General features: G+C 39.2%; 18 protein-coding genes. 11 read left to right on the top strand and 7 right to left on the bottom strand.

Annotated elements, in window-relative coordinates:
• The first annotated feature begins 5 nt into the window (after positions 1–5).
• From QL986_RS06145 to QL986_RS06095, 11 genes are all read left to right on the top strand, one after another.
• Complete coding sequence (locus QL986_RS06145) at positions 6–959, top strand: DUF523 and DUF1722 domain-containing protein (protein WP_013463255.1); 954 nt, start codon at positions 6–8, stop codon at positions 957–959.
• Positions 959–2,353 (top strand): deoxyribodipyrimidine photo-lyase, encoded by a 1,395-nt coding sequence (gene phrB, locus QL986_RS06140; RefSeq protein WP_036954823.1) that lies wholly within the window; start codon positions 959–961, stop codon positions 2,351–2,353. The genes QL986_RS06145 and phrB overlap by 1 nt, the downstream gene beginning before the upstream one ends.
• Position 2,354: 1 nt before the next feature.
• Positions 2,355–2,783, top strand: coding sequence for a nuclear transport factor 2 family protein (locus QL986_RS06135; RefSeq protein WP_013463257.1), 429 nt, complete (start codon positions 2,355–2,357; stop codon positions 2,781–2,783).
• 2 nt (positions 2,784–2,785) lie between these two features.
• A complete protein-coding gene (locus QL986_RS06130) occupies positions 2,786–3,496 on the top strand; it encodes an SDR family NAD(P)-dependent oxidoreductase (RefSeq protein WP_024600870.1) in 711 nt (236 codons plus the stop codon).
• Positions 3,493–4,746, top strand: a complete 1,254-nt coding sequence (locus QL986_RS06125; protein WP_024600869.1) for an FAD-dependent oxidoreductase — start codon at positions 3,493–3,495, stop codon at positions 4,744–4,746. Before QL986_RS06130 ends, QL986_RS06125 begins: the two co-directional genes overlap by 4 nt.
• Positions 4,739–5,476 carry a DUF1365 domain-containing protein gene (locus QL986_RS06120; RefSeq protein WP_290191325.1) on the top strand — a complete coding sequence of 246 codons (738 nt, stop codon included), beginning with the start codon at positions 4,739–4,741 and terminating at the stop codon, positions 5,474–5,476. Before QL986_RS06125 ends, QL986_RS06120 begins: the two co-directional genes overlap by 8 nt.
• A gap of 54 nt (positions 5,477–5,530) precedes the next feature.
• Positions 5,531–6,793 (top strand): cyclopropane-fatty-acyl-phospholipid synthase family protein, encoded by a 1,263-nt coding sequence (locus tag QL986_RS06115; RefSeq protein WP_290191324.1) that lies wholly within the window; start codon positions 5,531–5,533, stop codon positions 6,791–6,793.
• Positions 6,771–7,271: a DUF2878 domain-containing protein gene (locus QL986_RS06110; RefSeq protein ID WP_028834799.1), complete on the top strand. Its 501-nt coding sequence runs from the start codon at positions 6,771–6,773 to the stop codon at positions 7,269–7,271. Before QL986_RS06115 ends, QL986_RS06110 begins: the two co-directional genes overlap by 23 nt.
• Before the next feature lie 30 nt (positions 7,272–7,301).
• Positions 7,302–7,790: a chalcone isomerase family protein gene (locus tag QL986_RS06105; RefSeq protein ID WP_013463263.1), complete on the top strand. Its 489-nt coding sequence runs from the start codon at positions 7,302–7,304 to the stop codon at positions 7,788–7,790.
• A gap of 1 nt (position 7,791) precedes the next feature.
• Positions 7,792–8,331: a DUF3833 domain-containing protein gene (locus tag QL986_RS06100; protein WP_013463264.1), complete on the top strand. Its 540-nt coding sequence runs from the start codon at positions 7,792–7,794 to the stop codon at positions 8,329–8,331.
• Positions 8,332–8,539: 208 nt separating this feature from the next.
• Positions 8,540–8,815, top strand: coding sequence for an HU family DNA-binding protein (locus QL986_RS06095; protein WP_008112559.1), 276 nt, complete (start codon positions 8,540–8,542; stop codon positions 8,813–8,815).
• Positions 8,816–8,879: 64 nt separating this feature from the next.
• Here QL986_RS06095 and ilvN read toward each other — a convergent pair whose 3' ends face one another.
• From ilvN to ppnN, 7 genes are all read right to left on the bottom strand, one after another.
• On the bottom strand, positions 8,880–9,380 hold the full coding sequence (gene ilvN, locus QL986_RS06090) for an acetolactate synthase small subunit (RefSeq protein ID WP_013463265.1): 501 nt from the start codon (positions 9,378–9,380) through the stop codon (positions 8,880–8,882).
• On the bottom strand, positions 9,380–11,104 hold the full coding sequence (locus QL986_RS06085) for an acetolactate synthase 3 large subunit (RefSeq protein ID WP_024600865.1): 1,725 nt from the start codon (positions 11,102–11,104) through the stop codon (positions 9,380–9,382). Before QL986_RS06085 ends, ilvN begins: the two co-directional genes overlap by 1 nt.
• A 461-nt stretch (positions 11,105–11,565) precedes the next feature.
• Positions 11,566–12,573, bottom strand: coding sequence for an isocitrate dehydrogenase (locus tag QL986_RS06080; RefSeq protein WP_013463267.1), 1,008 nt, complete (start codon positions 12,571–12,573; stop codon positions 11,566–11,568).
• Between the two features lie 179 nt (positions 12,574–12,752).
• Positions 12,753–14,435: a hypothetical protein gene (locus QL986_RS06075; RefSeq protein WP_138686694.1), complete on the bottom strand. Its 1,683-nt coding sequence runs from the start codon at positions 14,433–14,435 to the stop codon at positions 12,753–12,755.
• The gene (locus QL986_RS06070) at positions 14,435–14,830 is read right to left on the bottom strand and encodes a DUF3192 domain-containing protein (RefSeq protein ID WP_024600863.1); all 396 of its coding nucleotides are present in this window, start codon (positions 14,828–14,830) and stop codon (positions 14,435–14,437) included. Before QL986_RS06070 ends, QL986_RS06075 begins: the two co-directional genes overlap by 1 nt.
• Positions 14,831–14,899: 69 nt before the next feature.
• The gene (xni, locus tag QL986_RS06065) at positions 14,900–15,673 is read right to left on the bottom strand and encodes a flap endonuclease Xni (protein WP_138686695.1); all 774 of its coding nucleotides are present in this window, start codon (positions 15,671–15,673) and stop codon (positions 14,900–14,902) included.
• A gap of 8 nt (positions 15,674–15,681) precedes the next feature.
• Positions 15,682–17,025 carry a nucleotide 5'-monophosphate nucleosidase PpnN gene (ppnN, locus tag QL986_RS06060; protein ID WP_013463271.1) on the bottom strand — a complete coding sequence of 448 codons (1,344 nt, stop codon included), beginning with the start codon at positions 17,023–17,025 and terminating at the stop codon, positions 15,682–15,684.
• Positions 17,026–17,039 lie beyond the last annotated feature (14 nt).

Raw genomic sequence — 17,039 nt, 5'->3', positions numbered from 1 at the left:
AATCTATGCAAACAGATACAATAAAAATAGGTATTAGCGCCTGCTTAGCAGGCGAAAAGGTAAGATTTGACAGCGGCCACAAAAAATCTAACTTTTGTATGGAAGAGCTGGCAAAACATGTTGAATATAAAATGTATTGTCCTGAGGTTGCGGTTGGCTTACCTATACCGCGCCCGACAATTCGTCAAGTAAGAACTGCTGATACTATTAAAGTGTGTCGTCCAGATGGTACAGGTGATGTTGGCCCTCAGCTAACAGAATACGGCAAAAAAATAGCCACAGAGCAAGCTGGTCATTTAAGTGGGTTTGTTTTTTGTGCTAAAAGCCCGAGTTGCGGCATGGAGCGCGTTAAAATTTACAATGAAGCAGGAACCGGTAACACCTCTGAAGGGATTGGTTTTTTTGCAGAACAAATCATGAAACACAACCCATTACTGCCCTGTGAAGAAAACGGTCGCTTGAACGACGTTCATTTACGCGAAAATTTTGTTATGCGTGTTTATACATTATATAACTGGCAGCAGTTGGTGAAAGAACCCATTACAGTTCATCGGTTAACTCAGTTTCACGCGCAATACAAATACTTGTTGATGGCTCATAACTATCAAGCTTACCGTGACTTAGGCCACTTGCTTGGTACTTATTTAGGTGATGATATAAACGCATTAGCCGATGAGTATATTCTCGGTTTAATGACCGCGTTGAAACGTCCTGCGTCAAGAAAAAACAATTCAAATACTTTAATGCACTTGCAAGGTTACTTCAAAAGAGATTTATCGAAAATCGAAAAAGAAGAAATGCGAGATGCAATAGACGAATATCGCCAAGGGTTGGTACCGCTTTATGTACCACTAACCTTACTTAAGCATCATTTAAAGGTTCATCCTAATGAATATTTAAGCAAGCAAATATACTTTAACCCTTATCCTAATGAATTAAAGTTACGTTACGGTTTGTAATGAATACACTATTTTGGTTTAGGCGTGATTTGCGCCTTTTTTCAAACGAAGCGCTTATTGAAGCGTTAAATAATGGTGCTAAACACACCATTTTTTTTGTGTGCGAAAAACAATGGGCACAGCATAACACTGCCCCAATTCAAATTGATTTACTAAAACGCAGAGTCAGTTACATACGTGAAAAATTAGCTGAGTATGGCATTAATTTACACGTGATAGAGGCTCCTTATTTCACAGACTGCCAAACTAAGCTTCTCGATTTTTGTCAGCAGTATGAGATTAAACACATAATAGCCAATAAAGAATATGAGCTTAATGAGTTTAATAGAGATAAAGCGATTCAAGCGCAATGCGATCAACAGCAAATAACATTTACTTTATACGAAGGTGACATCATTGCACCTGTTGGCAGTGTACGCACTCAAAACAATGAAATGTATAAAGTGTTTACGCCTTTTAAGCGGGCGTGGTTAAAACAGTATCAAGATACTCACTTTAGCTTGGTGTCGTGGCCATTATCTTCAAACCCTATTGATATTGAATCGTGTGAATTACTCAGCAGTGATGACAGTTCAAAGAAATGGCCGGTTGATGACGACACCTTAGCGAGTGTGGTCGATAATTTTATCCATGATAAATTAGCAAGTTATGATGATGTACGCGATATACCTAGTGTAAAAGGAACATCGGGTTTAAGCCCATATTTAGCATTAGGGGTTGTTAGCAGTAAGCAGTTAATGGTCAACATACAACAGCAGTATCCAGATATTTTGACTACCTCAAAAAGTAAAACCTTTACGTGGGTGAACGAGCTGATTTGGCGTGAATTTTATAAACACCTCATTGCCGAATTTCCTAAATTATCGCGCGGTGCTAATTTCAACGAAAAGTACGATAGTGTTGTTTGGCGTGATAATGAGGCTGAGTTTAAGCTTTGGTGTGAAGGCCGCACTGGCTATCCACTTGTTGATGCTGCCATGCAACAGCTATTGCAAACTGGTTGGATGCACAACCGTTTGCGAATGGTAGTGGCAAGTTTCTTAACTAAACATCTTTTAATCGACTGGCGTAAGGGCGAGCAGTTTTTTATGCAGCACCTTATTGATGGTGATTTAGCCTCGAATAATGGCGGCTGGCAATGGGCGGCAAGTACAGGCTGTGATGCACAGCCTTATTTTAGAGTGTTTAACCCTATTACTCAAAGTGAACGCTTTGATCCAAGTGGTCAATTTATTCGTAAATATCTGCCTGAATTAGAAAAAGTCCCAGATAAACACATTCATTTTCCTCATACCTATTTAGCAGCAACGGGGCAAAGTGAACACTGTTACTGGCCGGCAATTGTTGATCATAAAGCAGCACGAGCTAGGGCTTTAGATGCATTTAAGGTGTGATATGGATAACCAATTATCAGTCGATAAATTTGTAGAAATATATCAAAAGCTTGATAAAAATAACCTTGAGTTATTAACCGAAATTTATGCAAAAAATATACAATTTATAGATCCGCTGCACGAAATTAATGGTCTAGAAGATTTAAGGCGTTATTTTTGTGGTTTATACAGTAATGTTAAGGATTGTCGATTTGACATAACCGATTCATTTACCAACGATAATAACGCATTTGTGTATTGGACAATGTATTACTCTCACCCAAAACTGAATGCCGGTAAAACCATCACAGTGCAAGGGCACAGCAAGTTGGTATTTGAAGGCGACAAGATTGTAAAACATCGAGATTACTTTAATGCTGGTGAGCTGTTATACAAGCATATCCCATTACTAGGTAATATCATTAATTTTATTGATAAAAGGGCTGGTTAACTATGATTACCCTTATTACAGGTGCAACGTCGGGTATTGGTGAGAAACTTGCTATTAAGTATGCTGAGCAGGGTGATACAGTCATTGCGTGTGGACGAAATACGCAAAAGCTCGCTGAACTTGCCAAACATAACAACATAGAAACCTGCCAGTTTGATGCAACCAATTTGCAAGATATAAAAGCTGCCACTCTCGGCTACCCACAATTTGACCGCGTAATTCTTAATGCTGGCAACTGCGAGTATGTTGACGATGCACGTAATTTTGATAGCGCCTTATTTGAGCGCGTTATTAACGTTAACTTGTTATCAATGGGTTACTGCTTAGAGGCGCTTTTACCAAAAATAGTCTCTGGCGGGCAATTAGTAATGGTTAGTTCAAGTGTTACTTATTTACCATTACCACGTTCAGAAGCCTACGGTGCATCAAAGGCAGGCGTTAGTTATTTAGCTAAGAGCCTAGCGATAGATTTAACCGATGTTGATGTGACATTAGTACACCCTGGTTTTGTAAAAACCCCTTTAACTGATAAAAATGATTTCCCTATGCCGATGGCTGTTACAGCCGAAAAAGCGGCTGACTATATAATAAAAGGCGTCGCTAAACGCCGCAAAGAAGTTCATTTCCCCTATCGTTTTATACTTATACTTAAAGCATTGCGAATATTGCCACTTTCGCTTTGGCTTAAAATTGCAAAAGGATTAACCCGTTGAAAAAAATAGCAATAATTGGGACTGGCGTATCAGGTTTAACCTGCGGGCATTTACTGCACAAGCATTACGATGTCACATTATTTGAAAAAAATGATTATATTGGTGGTCACACCGCAACTGTAGATGTAGAGCACAGCGGTATTAATTACGCGGTAGATACGGGGTTTATTGTATTTAATAATAGAACGTACCCTTATTTTGAAAAGTTGCTTGAACGCATTGGTGTAAAACGTAAACCGACACAAATGAGTTTTAGTGTGCATAACGAAGCAACCGGCTTTGAATACAATGGGCATACATTTAGTAGTTTATTTGCTCAGCGCAGAAATATAGTTAGACCTAAATTTTGGCGTTTATTGTATGACATCGTGCGTTTTAATAAGTTATGTAAGGCTTTGCACGCAAAAGGTCACTACACAGAGCAATCACTAGGTCAATTATTACAACAACATCGTTTTAATGATTTCTTTAAATACCACTACATTTTACCTATGGGTGCTGCCATTTGGTCTACTAGCATTAAAGAAATGGAAAATGTAGGGGTTGAGTTTTTTGTAAAGTTTTTCTTCAACCATGGTTTGCTAGACATTGCCAATAGACCTCAATGGTACGTTATTCCCGGTGGCTCGCGAGAATACATTAAGCCTTTAATTGCCGGTTTTGCCGACAATATAAAACTTAACAGTCACATTAAGTCTGTCACTAGAAACGCAGAAGGCGTAACAATTACCTTTGCAGATGATCAGCAAGCACAGTTTGATAAAGTCATTTTTGCCTGTCACTCTGATCAAGCTTTAGCTTTGCTTGGCGATCCTTGTGAGCAAGAAACCACTGTTTTGGGTGCTATCCCGTACACAGAAAATTCAGTAGTACTTCACACTGATGAATCATTATTACCGGATAGAAAAGCCGCATGGGCAAGTTGGAATTATTTGCTCAATAATAATACCGATAAAGCGGCGGTGGTTACGTATCAAATGAATATACTTCAAGGGATCAAATCAGATACACAGTTCTGCGTTACCTTGAACCACTTAGAAGGTATTAATCAGAGTAAAATTTTACGTGAATTTACCTATCATCATCCTGTATTTAACCAAGAGTCTATTGCCGCCCAACAGCAAAAACATACCGTTGATGGACAAAATAACACGTACTTTTGCGGAGCGTATTGGTACAACGGTTTTCATGAGGATGGTGTGCGCAGCGCCGTTGATGTGGCCAAGCAACTTGGAGTAGAGTTTGACTAATGCAGTGTATTTAGGCGATGTTAAACATCGCCGTTTTGCTGTTAAACACCACGCGTTTAATTACCCGCTTTATATGATGTGGGTTGACTTAAATAACATCGAAGCACTTAACGGGGTACATAAACAACTTGGTACCACAGGATTTAAGGCTTTAAAATTTAAACAGTCTGATTATTTGAAAGGATTGCCGAATACTGACAATAACCCCATTGTAGAGCGTGCTCACGCTCAGTTAGCTGCGCTAGGGGTTACAGAAAAGTTCAGTCATGTTTATATGTTAGGGCAGTTACGCTGCTTGGGTATTTACTTTAGCCCCGTTAATTTTTATTTTTTTGGCCATTATGATAATCAATTTAGCTACATGGTCGCTGAGGTGAGTAATACCCCATGGAATGAACGACATTACTACTTGGTTCCACTACAAAAAAAAGTGAACTTTAAGAAAGTTTTTTCCGTATCACCTTTCATGAACTTAGATATGAACTACCATTGGACTGTTCGACAAAAGCAAGACAATATACTGATACGTATAGAAAATAAGCGTGATGACGAATTACTTTTTGACGCATCACTAAGGTTACAGCGTCAAACACTTTGCACAGCACAAATGAGTAAATTGCTTAAGCGTTTTCCAGCAATGACATGGTCTATTTTCAAAGGTATTTACTATCAGGCATTTAAACTGTTTGTAAAAAAAGTCCCATTTTTAGGTCATTCAGGTAGATCATAATTTTTTATTAATTTATGTTGTTTAACAAGTAATAACAATAATATAGGTAAGTGTATGGAAAAGGTATCGAGCTTACGCGTTCAAGAACGCACAAGTTGGTTTACTAACTTATACAAGAAGTTAGTATTCAAAGCGTTCTCGTCTATTGAAACAGGCCAAATAGTGCTTGTAGACAATAATCAGCAGTCTGTATTTGGCGATATGTCATCAGAGCTTAAAGTAACGGTAACCGTTAATGATACTGCTATGTATAAAGCATTTGCGCTCTCGGGAAGTATTGGCGCGGGAGAATCTTACATATTAGGGCAGTGGCAGTGTGATAACTTAACTCGGTTGATAGAAATTTTTGCAATTAACCAAGACCAACTAGACGCATTTGAAAAGAAATTCGCTTTTTTTAGTAACATTGCTCATCGTATAAACCACATTAAAAATAAAAACTCTCACTCGGGCTCTAAAAAGAATATTGTTGCACACTACGACTTAGGCAATGACTTATACGAGTCTTTTTTAAGCAAAGAAATGCTTTATTCAAGTGCCGTATACCCCAGTAAAGACGCCACCCTCGAGCAAGCACAGCAATACAAACTTCAGTGTATTTGTGAACAAGTCGAGTTACAACAAGGCGACACCGTCATTGAAATTGGTACAGGTTGGGGAGCATTTGCAATATATGCGGCTACTCACTACGACTGCCATGTAACAACCACTACCATCTCTGATGAACAGCACGATTATGTTGCAAATAAAATTAAAGAGCTTGGGCTTGAAAACAAAATATCTTTACTCAAACAAGATTACCGTTTACTAACCGGTAAATACGATAAGCTAGTATCAATTGAGATGATAGAAGCGGTTGGTCATGAGTACTTGCCTAGTTTTTTCACTCAGTGCGGTCAGCTATTAAAAGACGACGGTGCTATGCTTATTCAAGCAATTACAATTAGCGACCAGCGTTACCAGCATTATTTAAAAAATTCTGACTTTATTCAGCAATATATTTTCCCTGGTGGGTGTTTGCCTTCGCTCAACGAAATGAGTGAGCAAATAAAAAATCATACCGATATGAATATCCACACAGTTAGCGATATTGGTGCTCACTACGCTAGAACCCTTGCTGATTGGCGAGATCGTTTCATTGCAAGTTGGCCAAACCTCGATAGTAATAAATTTGATGAGCGATTTTATCGTCTATGGCTATTTTATTTTGCTTATTGCGAGGGCGCATTTAGAACTCGCGCAACAAGCACCGTGCATTTAATGGCACGCAAACCCCGTTTTACGAGTAGTAATGATGAGATTGCACTCGCTTATTAATTTTGTACTGTTTCAAGTAGTGTGGTTTTTATGCCTACTGCTTGAACAGCATTCAATTGTCTATTCAACAGTAGTAATTGCATTAATGTTTTATTTGTCAGCGCAAAAAAAACAGGATGCTTTTTTGCTTCTAAAGTGCTTACCACTAGCCTTACTAAGTGAGTTTATCGCGGTTAAGTTCGGTCTGATTGAATTTAAAGTAGCGCCATTTCCGCTTTGGTTAGTGTTTTTATGGGCTGCGTTATTGCTATGTATTAACACCTCAATGTCGTTTTTAACAACCCTTAAACCTTGGCAAGCGTTTATTGTATGTTTAGCGTTTGCACCAGGAAGTTATTGGGCGGGGGCGCGATTCGACGTGTTAGAACTCGGCTTGCCGCTATGGCAATTTTGGCCTTTATACGGTGCTTTATGGGCTGCAACGTTTAGCGTTATTTTATTTATTAACGGTAAAATTGGCGCGTTTATTAAGCAATAAAACAATTGTATTTACTGCTTGGAGCTGATTATGAAAACGCTTTTAAATTTAGTACTAATTTATGCCCTGTTTAACCATGCTGCTTATGCTGATACCCAGTTTAACAAAGTGGGCGAGGCACGTATGGAATACCTTTTTTGGGATGTTTATGATGCAACGCTTTTTACTCCCTCTGGATCTTATAGTCCCAAGCAAACGCCGGTTAAATTTACTTTAACTTACCTGCGCGACTTTGATGCTAAAGACATTGTAAAAGCCACTAAAGAGCAATGGCAACATTTAGGTAAATCACAATTATCAGCTCGCTATGCAGATAAATTATTAGCCATATGGCCAGACATTAAAAAGGGTGAATCGTTAACCTTACTGACCGATCAGCAAGGACACAGTATTTTCTTTCACAATGACAATGAAATAGGCCGCATAGAAGACACCACTTTTGCAGATGACTTCTTAGCTATTTGGCTAAGTGAGAACACCTCAGAACCATCGATTAGAAATCAACTTTTAGGGATTTAATATGATTAATCTAAAACGTATCAAAGTAACTTTGCTACTGGTAGTAAGCTTCTTTATTGCAAGTTGTTCAGCGCCGAGTGTAGAGCATTACAAAGGCTCAGAACCTAATTTCGATTTTAAGACTTTTTTTAGCGGCGATTTAAAAGCCTACGGTGTTGTACAAGACTTTAAAGGCGAATTAACCCGAAAGCTTGTTGTAGACTTGAGCGCTACGTGGGATGGCAACCAAGGCGTTATTGAGGAAGACTTCGTTTATGATGACGGCGAAACCCAAAAACGTATTTGGAAAATAACCTTAAACGACGACAACACGTTAACCGGTACTGCTTCTGATGTTTTAGGCACGGCCACAGGCAAAAGTGAAGGCAGTGTTTTTCATTGGAACTACAATGTAGAAATTCCTTACGATGGCAGCACTTTTGAAGTTAACTTTGATGATTGGATGTATTTAGTCACCAACACGCGCTTGATAAACCGCACATCTATTGTTAAGTTTGGCGTTGAGGTCGGGGAAGTGACCTTAGTAATAGAAAAAATATAGCGACTCATCACAGTGCATAGCTGCACTATATTTGTGCTTAAATTAAGTTTTTGTTAACCCAACTCGCTGTATTTTACAGTGAATTATTATAATTTTACTAATTTTTTAGTATTTTAGATAAAAAACGTAATTTGCTGTTGCTAACTCTTCGAAAATGCATAAAGATAGGATTTGCGAAGGCAAAATAATAACGAATAGGAATCTAATAATGAACAAAGCTCAACTAGTTGAAAAAATCTCTACTGACGCAGAAATCTCTAAAGCAGCCGCTACACGTGCACTTGATGCATTCACAGGCGCTGTAACTTCTTCACTAAAAGAAGGCAACTCTGTTGCATTAGTTGGTTTTGGTACTTTTTCAGTTAAAGAACGTGCTGCTCGCACAGGTCGTAACCCACAAACAGGTGCAGAAATCCAAATTTCAGCAGCGACTATTCCAAGCTTTAAACCAGGTAAAGGTCTTAAAGACCAAGTAAACCTATAAGGTTTAGGTTTATAAAAATAATAAAAGGGCTATTAAGCCCTTTTTTTTGCCGTAAATTTAACGCTTATTTAGCTTTAAGCGCCTTATCTCCGCGACCAATGCCGACCGCGCCAGAGCGAACCACTTCTATAATGTCTGTTTCATGACGTAAGGTATCTAAAAACGACTCTATTTTATCGGTGCTGCTTACCAATTGTAGGCTGTAACTTTGACGCCCCATATCTAAAATAGCGCCCTGAAATACATCTACAACCCGCGTTACAGCAGCTCGCGTAGCTTCATCTTGAGCAAATACTTTTACTAGTAACAGTTCGCGCTCTATGTGGCTCATTTCGGTTAAATCAATCACCTTAAGTACATCGACCAGTTTATTTACCTGTTTGGTGATTTGCTCAACAATTCTATCATCGCCTTTAGTGGTGACAGTAATACGCGAGAGTGATTCATCATCAGTGGTTCCAACAGTTAAACTATCAATGTTGTAAGCTCGTTGAGAAAAAAGCCCCACTATACGTGATAACGCACCGGGTTCATTTTCTAATAATATAGATAATATACGACGCATTATGCCTTTACTCCTTTTCTTAACCACATTTCATCTATGCCACCGTGCTTAATTTGCATCGGGTAAACATGCTCTTTTTCATCTACTAAAATATCTAAAAACACTAATCTATCGGTTATCGACATGGCTTTGTCTATTGCTGGCTGTAATTCATCCAGTGTATTGACTCGTATTCCTACATGGCCGTAGCTTTCTACAAGTTTTACAAAGTCAGGAAGTGATTCCATATAGGAAGAGGAGTGTCTGCCGCCATAAATCATATCTTGCCACTGTCTAACCATACCTAGTGAACGGTTATTTAACGAGATCACTTTTACCGCTAAGTTGTATTGTAAACAGGTCGAAAGCTCTTGAATGTTCATTTGAATAGAGCCATCGCCAGTCACACATAAAGACTCTTTATCCGGAAAGGCGAGCTTAACCCCCATAGCTGCTGGTAAGCCAAAGCCCATGGTGCCTAAGCCACCTGAGTTGATCCACTGACGAGGGTGCTTAAATGGATAATACTGCGCCGCAAACATTTGGTGTTGGCCCACATCTGAACTGACATAAGCATCACCATTAGTCGCTTTATAAATAGCCTCTATAACTGCTTGAGGCTTAATTTTATCGCCATCGGTATTGTAGTTTAAGCATTTTTGTTCGCGCCAACTGATCACCTGTCGCCACCAATCTTCTTGTGCACTGCGGTCTATTTTTATTGGGCTTTTATCTATAGCAGTTTGTAACTGTTCAAGTACCGTGGCTAAACAGCCAACAACCGGAATATGTGCTTTTATGGTTTTGGAAATTGAAGTCGGATCGACATCTACATGCACGATAGTGGCATTAGGGCAAAACTTTTGTACGTTATTGGTAACCCGATCATCGAATCGTGCGCCAAGGGCTAAAATAACATCAGCATTGGCCATGGCTTTATTTGCTTCTAATGTACCGTGCATACCCAACATACCAATAAAGTTAGGGTGAATGCCTGATATACCGCCTAGTCCCATTAGGGTATTGGTAATAGGGGCATTAAGCGATTCGACTAAGTGGGTTAGTTGCTCTGATGTATTTGAAAGCACAATTCCGCCACCAGAATAAATAATCAGCTTTTTCGCTTCTAAAATAGCAGTAACGGCCTTACGAATTTGTTTAGAGTGACCCTTGGTATTAGGGTTGTAGGTTCTGAGTTCTGTTGCCGCTGGAAAGTTGTAAGCAAAGGTTAGCTCAGGGTTAAGCATGTCTTTAGGAAGTTCAACGACAACTGGGCCTGGGCGACCTGAGCTGGCAATATAAAAGGCTTTAGCAAGAATATTGGGAATTTCACTAGCGCTTCTACAATTAAAGCTATGCTTTACAATCGGACGAGAGCAGCCAACAATATCCGTTTCTTGAAACGCGTCATCGCCAATTAAGTTGGTTGGCACTTGACCTGATAACACCACCATCGGAATAGAATCCATATACGCAGTTGCTATGCCTGTTACACAGTTTGTTGCCCCTGGTCCAGAAGTGGCAAGTACAACACCGACTTCACCGGTTGCTCTTGCGTAACCATCGGCCATGTGTGTGGCGGCCTGTTCATGACGGACTAAAATATGTTCAATATCATCTTGCTGAAATAGCGCATCATATAAGTCTAATACTGAGCCACCGGGGTAACCGAATATATACTTAACGTTTAACTCTTTTAATGACTTAACAACCAATTCAGAGCCATTATATTCTTGTTTACTCATCCTCATTCCTCTGTTGACTGATTTATGCAAAAAAAAACCCCCGCGTAGTGCGAGGGTTTTAAAAAGCATGTTTCACCTTTTAATACATCCCCGCTGGGCTTATCACTAAGACCAGTACGAGTAAGACTAAAAGACGAAATTGTGTGTTCATGATGTTTTGCTCTTTAAAATAAAATGCTGTTTAAATTACAATTTTTGTATGTGGTTATTTTTAAGGCTTTTGCGCGCTCATGTCAACCCAAAACTAAAGTTTTTGGATTAAAAATTCATTTTTATATCTTTTTTAATCTTAAATTCTAATTGTTGTGAAATATTCTCACGTTAAAAGCAGAAATTATGCATTTTTAATTTTAAGGAGTAGGGGGCTTAAATACACATTAATTACATTAAAGTGATACAAGCGGTTTTGAGCAGGCATAAAAAAAGCCAACAGATGTTGGCTTTATAATTCAATTATACTGTTACAGACGGTCGATTACTGACTGAGTGAAGTCAGTTGTACCATGGCTGCCGCCTAAATCGCGAGTAGTACGGTCGCCTGATTTAATTACATCAGCCACTGCGCTACGAATGCGCTCTGCCGTATCGCCCATATTTAAATGTTCTAGCATTTGAATAGACGCTAAAATAACTGACGTAGGGTTTGCTAGGTTTTTACCTGCAATATCAGGTGCGCTACCGTGAACAGCTTCAAAGATAGCCGCATCTTCACCAATATTAGCACCAGGCGCCATGCCTAAACCACCAACTAAACCAGCACATAAATCAGATAAAATATCGCCGAATAGGTTAGTCGTTACAATTACGTCAAACTCTTCCGGTGTCATTACTAGTTTCATACAGGTTGCATCAACAATCATTTCAGTTGATTCAATCTCAGGGTAACGTTCAGCCACTTCACGAGCAACTTTTAAGAACAAACCCGATGTTGATTTTAAAATATTTGCTTTATGAACAGCGGTTACTTTTTTGCGGCCTTCGCGTACAGCTAGCTCGTACGCAAAAGTAACGATTTTTTCAGCGCCTTCACGCGTGATCACAGACATTGCCTCAGCTTCGTTGCCATCAGCACTCACTACTTGACCTGCACCTGAATACATACCTTGGGTATTTTCACGAACAGTAATAATATCAATGTCATCGTAACGTGCTTTAGTACCTGCGAACGACTTCACAGGACGAACATTAGCGTATAAACCAAACTGCTTACGAAGTGTTACATTGATTGATGTAAAGCCTTCGCCTACAGGGGTCGTTAATGGACCTTTTAAAGTGATTTTATTTTTAGCAATCGTGTCAATTGTTTCTTGTGGAAGCAATTCGCCCGTTTTTTCAAGCGCAGCGAGGCCAGCGTCAACAAATTCATAATCAAAATCGCATCCTGCGGCTTTTAGTATTTCAAGTGCTGAGTCGATAATGCTTGGGCCGATGCCGTCGCCTTTGATCACTGTTATGGTTTGTTTGGCCATGAACTTTTCCTTTAAAGATTTGGATACACACATAAATAAAAAATACTCACAGAGTTTAGACTACTTATATGACAGGGGTGCTAAATTTAAGCCGGCATTTATACCAATTTATTGAACATTTTGCCAGTTTATACTGCAAATACAGGGTATAACTTTAATTTATAGTGATAATAAGTCAGCTAAATACTATTGTGCAGACCTAATTGCTGCAGGGATTGATAAAAAATGGCCTCACTTTTCCAGCCATGGCGGGTGAGTTGTTGATTTAATATCTGCTGTTGCCATGCTGTTAATGGCTGGTTAGGTTTAAGTACGCGCTGGGCTACAACTTTCAAAGCTGCCCACAACTTAGCGCTATCATCGAGCTGCTTTTTAGGCAATGTTTCAGCTTTTAATAACGCTATTGCCCAAGGGTCGCTACTAAGTAATTCATTAAGCTCATTAGTTAAATGAGGGGTATCAACATTGTTTATGCCAAAAAATGTGCATATTGGCGTATCTAAGGATTTATTCGGTGTTTGGTCTAAGGTGATTTTTCTAGAAACTTCTGGGCTGTAATTAATTAATAGATAATATAAATAGGCATATAGGCTCAAACTAATGCGTTCACTTTGCAAATTTTTATCGTGTTTTACTAACAGCTCTACAATGTTGACTAAACAACCCATGCGGGTACACAAAAATGTATGTAAAGGATGGGCAATACTATTTACTAACTGCTCGAAAACCATGCCTTGAATAATCGCAGGGGCCTTATCGTAACCGACCATAGACAAGCTATGCCTTAAATCTTTTGCCGGTTGCAGCTCTTTATTATACTGTTTTACTGCATGGCACACTGATTTTATAACATTAGGATAAGGGGTAAGTAATGTATTTAATGCTTTGTAACTGTACTCTTGTTGGTTTTTTATTTGTTTAACTAATTCGTACAAAGAGGACTGTGTATCGTCACTCTTATGAACAATATGCAGATACTCACTGTCCCAAACTTTTAAAAACAAGCGATCGTCATTACACGGCCATGCCTTTAAGCCATCCTCTAATGATGCTTTTATTCGATACCAGGCCATTTTTGTATTGGCATTATTAACGATAATATGACGGCCTGCCGAATCTGTAGCCAAATAAATCATTGTTTGGTCAGCATAAACCACTTGGCTACCTGGTACATATTGTCCAACGTGTGCCACTAAGTCTTTTAATAGTCCCTGTGCAAATGAGTTGGGGGTTCTTATGTACAAATCAGCTACTGCTTTATAAAAACTAATATGCTGCTGTTTTGCGTTGCAGGTTACGTTAAGCGCCAAAATATTTGCCAAAGCAACCAATACACTGGCTCCGTCATAAAGCATGACTTTAGGCGTGTTTAATAATGCGTGTTTGTATTTGGCTAGTTTAGCTAAAATATGGGCAATTTGATGTGCTGGTTGTTGTGATGTCAATATCACTTTGGCAGCGAGTTTATGGCGTAACTGCCACATTTTAGTGTCGGTATTAGTAAATGTTTGCTGTTGGGCTAGTTTATTCAACTGATTAGCAACACAAAGGTGTTCCACCAATGAGGCACTGATATAAAGCTCTGTTAAGTGTTTATCGTAATTTTGGCTAGCACTTAATGCACAAGTTAAAACACATTGATTAACCACTAAATTGGTTGCAAAGCTATAGTGTGTTTTATACAAATTGAGCTGAGCTTGTAACGCTGCTGGGTTTTGTTTATATAACGATGCGTATTGCTCTGCAAGTTTACAAACAATCGGGTAAAAAGTATGCCACTGGTTTTTATTATTATGTGAACTTAAAAGCAACTGTGTGCTTTCGAGTAGCTTTTTTAGGTTACCCGACAGTGGTGCTTCCATTAAATTGTTCCATCATTTTGCTCAAGGTATTTTTCATAAGCACTTGGGCCCCACATTATTAGTTGGCCGTTTTTAAATAATAACCCGGTACATTCATCCATGGTGGTAATGCCATCCGAGGTTTTATGTTGTGTACGATAAAATATAACTTGCCACACCTGTTCACCATCGCGCTTCGCGTAGGTTAAATCTGGGCTGCCTAAATATTCAAGCACAGCGTTTAGCGTAAAAGCATCTTCTAAGCGCAGTTTTTCAATATAGCGTTTATTGAATGCTTCGCGGTCTTGCCAAATCATTGCTTGTGGATCGTCTTTATAAAACATAATAACCGACGTGGCTATCAGTGCATATAAACCTAATCCCAATATCAAATACCTAAAAAACTTTTTAAACATTGCCTACCCAGACCAATATAACTATTACTAGTATACGTATTGCGATCGTTCAGTGCCATTAACTTGCGACTAATTAAGCCTTAACTGCTTTAAACTAAAGCCTAAGTGGATATCAGTACGCAAACTCACCAGTTGTTTAGAAATAACAAACATATACATGTCATCAGCAAGCTTTTTTTGTAAGCGCGCACTTAATGATTCATCGCTTAATGCCTCTTCGAGAGTGTTGTACTGATTCACCAATTGTTGCGCCGATTTAACACCAATGCCTTTAACACCTGGAATGTCATTGGTTTTGTCTCCTGCCAGAGCCCAAAAGTCTATGAGTTTGTGTTGTGCCACGCCAAAACGTTCTTGGATATGCTGCTGTGTGAGCTGTTGCTTTTTAAAGTAATCATACACTTCAATTTGCTCATTCAAATGCGGTAAAAACCCTTTATCGGTAGAGACAATAGTGTTATTTATCTGATTGTTGGCGGCTTTTTGGGCTAACGTTGCAATAATATCATCGGCTTCATCGTTAGTCGGTTCAAATACCACAATGCCGGTTTCTTCAATGGCCGCTTTAAAATGAGGCAAAGCTTCTTTTAACGTTTGTGGCATCGGGGCGCGCGAATGTTTGTAATCTTTGTAAAAGTGATAGCGCCAACTTTTATCGCCATCAAATACAGCAATTGCATGGGTTGCATTAGTGGTTGTTATGAGTTTTTTGCAGGCATGTGCTACTCGAGCGCAGCATGCTTTTAACATATGTTCGTCGCTGTGATGCGTTTGGTTAGCATCAACAGCATAGATGCGCCTAATTAAATTAAGCGCATCAATAAGAAGTAAATGGGGATTCAATTATAAACTCACGCTTTTATTGTATAACAAGGAATATACTTACTGCCAGGGAGCTTCATTCTACCTTGTTCTACAAACGCTTGTAAAAGTGTGTCCATTGCTTTCATTAAATCAGGCTCACCACTGAGGACATACGGGCCGTCTTTTTTAATCGCATTTAAACCTTCTTCTTTTACATTTCCCGCCACTATTCCCGAAAACGCACGGCGTAAATTAGCCGCTAACTGTTGTTTGGGTTGATCAAGGTGTAAATCAAGCGACGCCATAGCCTCATGAGAGGGGTAAAAAGGTTGCTGAAAATCACTGTCTATTTTCAAGGTCCAGTTAAAGTAATACGCATCTCCTTGGCTTTTACGGTATTCGCGTACACCATTCATTGCCGACTTTAACTTTTGGCTTACTAATTGAGGATCATCAATAATCACTTCAAATTTATCTAGGGCTGCATCGCCTAAAGTCATTTGGATGAATTGACACAGCTCCTCAAAGTAAGCTTCACTTTGTTTTGGACCGGTAAGAATAACAGGTAAACATTGCTTTTCGTTTTCAGGGTGCAACAAAATACCTAATAAATACAATAGTTCTTCAGCTGTGCCTGCACCACCAGGAAAAATAATAATGGCATGAGCGGTGCGAACAAAGGCCTCAAGTCGCTTTTCAATATCGGGTAAAATAACCAGTTCATTCACAATTGGGTTAGGTGGCTCAGCTGCAATAATACTGGGCTCAGTTAAACCTAAATAACGGTTGTTAGTTATACGTTGTTTGGCATGACCAATAGTGGCGCCTTTCATCGGGCCTTTCATTGCACCAGGCCCACAGCCAGTACAAATATTTAACCCGCGTAAGCCTAATTCGTAACCTACTTGTTTAGTGTATTTATATTCTATTTCGTTAATAGAGTGGCCGCCCCAGCATACAATCATGTTAGGCTCACTATTTACTTTAAGAGCGTCGGCATTTCTAAGCATGTCAAAAACCATGTGGGTAATGGCTTTAGTTTCTTGGAGATTTTTTTCATACTTTTGGCAAATAAATAAGATATCGCGAATAACCGAAAATATGTGCTCATGTATGCCGGTGACTATGTGGCCGTCAACAAAGGCCGTTTGCGGCGGGTTCTCTAATTCAATTTTAATACCGCGTTCACGGCTTACCAAACGAATATCAAAGTCTTTATGTTTTTCGTATATATCGTTACTTACATCGGTATGGCTGCCTACATTAAGCACAGCTAAAACACAATTTCTGAATAACCTGTAGCGTTCGCTTGTTGATGACTGTTCTAGTAGGTCTACTTCTAGCTGCGATAATAAATCTAATACCCCTGTTGGGTTTAACTGTATTAGCATCGGCATTCTCCTTG

It is taken from the genome of Pseudoalteromonas sp. APC 3250 (assembly GCF_030407915.1).
GTDB classification, from domain to species: domain Bacteria; phylum Pseudomonadota; class Gammaproteobacteria; order Enterobacterales; family Alteromonadaceae; genus Pseudoalteromonas; species Pseudoalteromonas tetraodonis.
The sequence above is the reverse complement of the archived record's forward strand: the minus strand, read 5'-3'. Positions and strand labels throughout refer to the sequence as shown.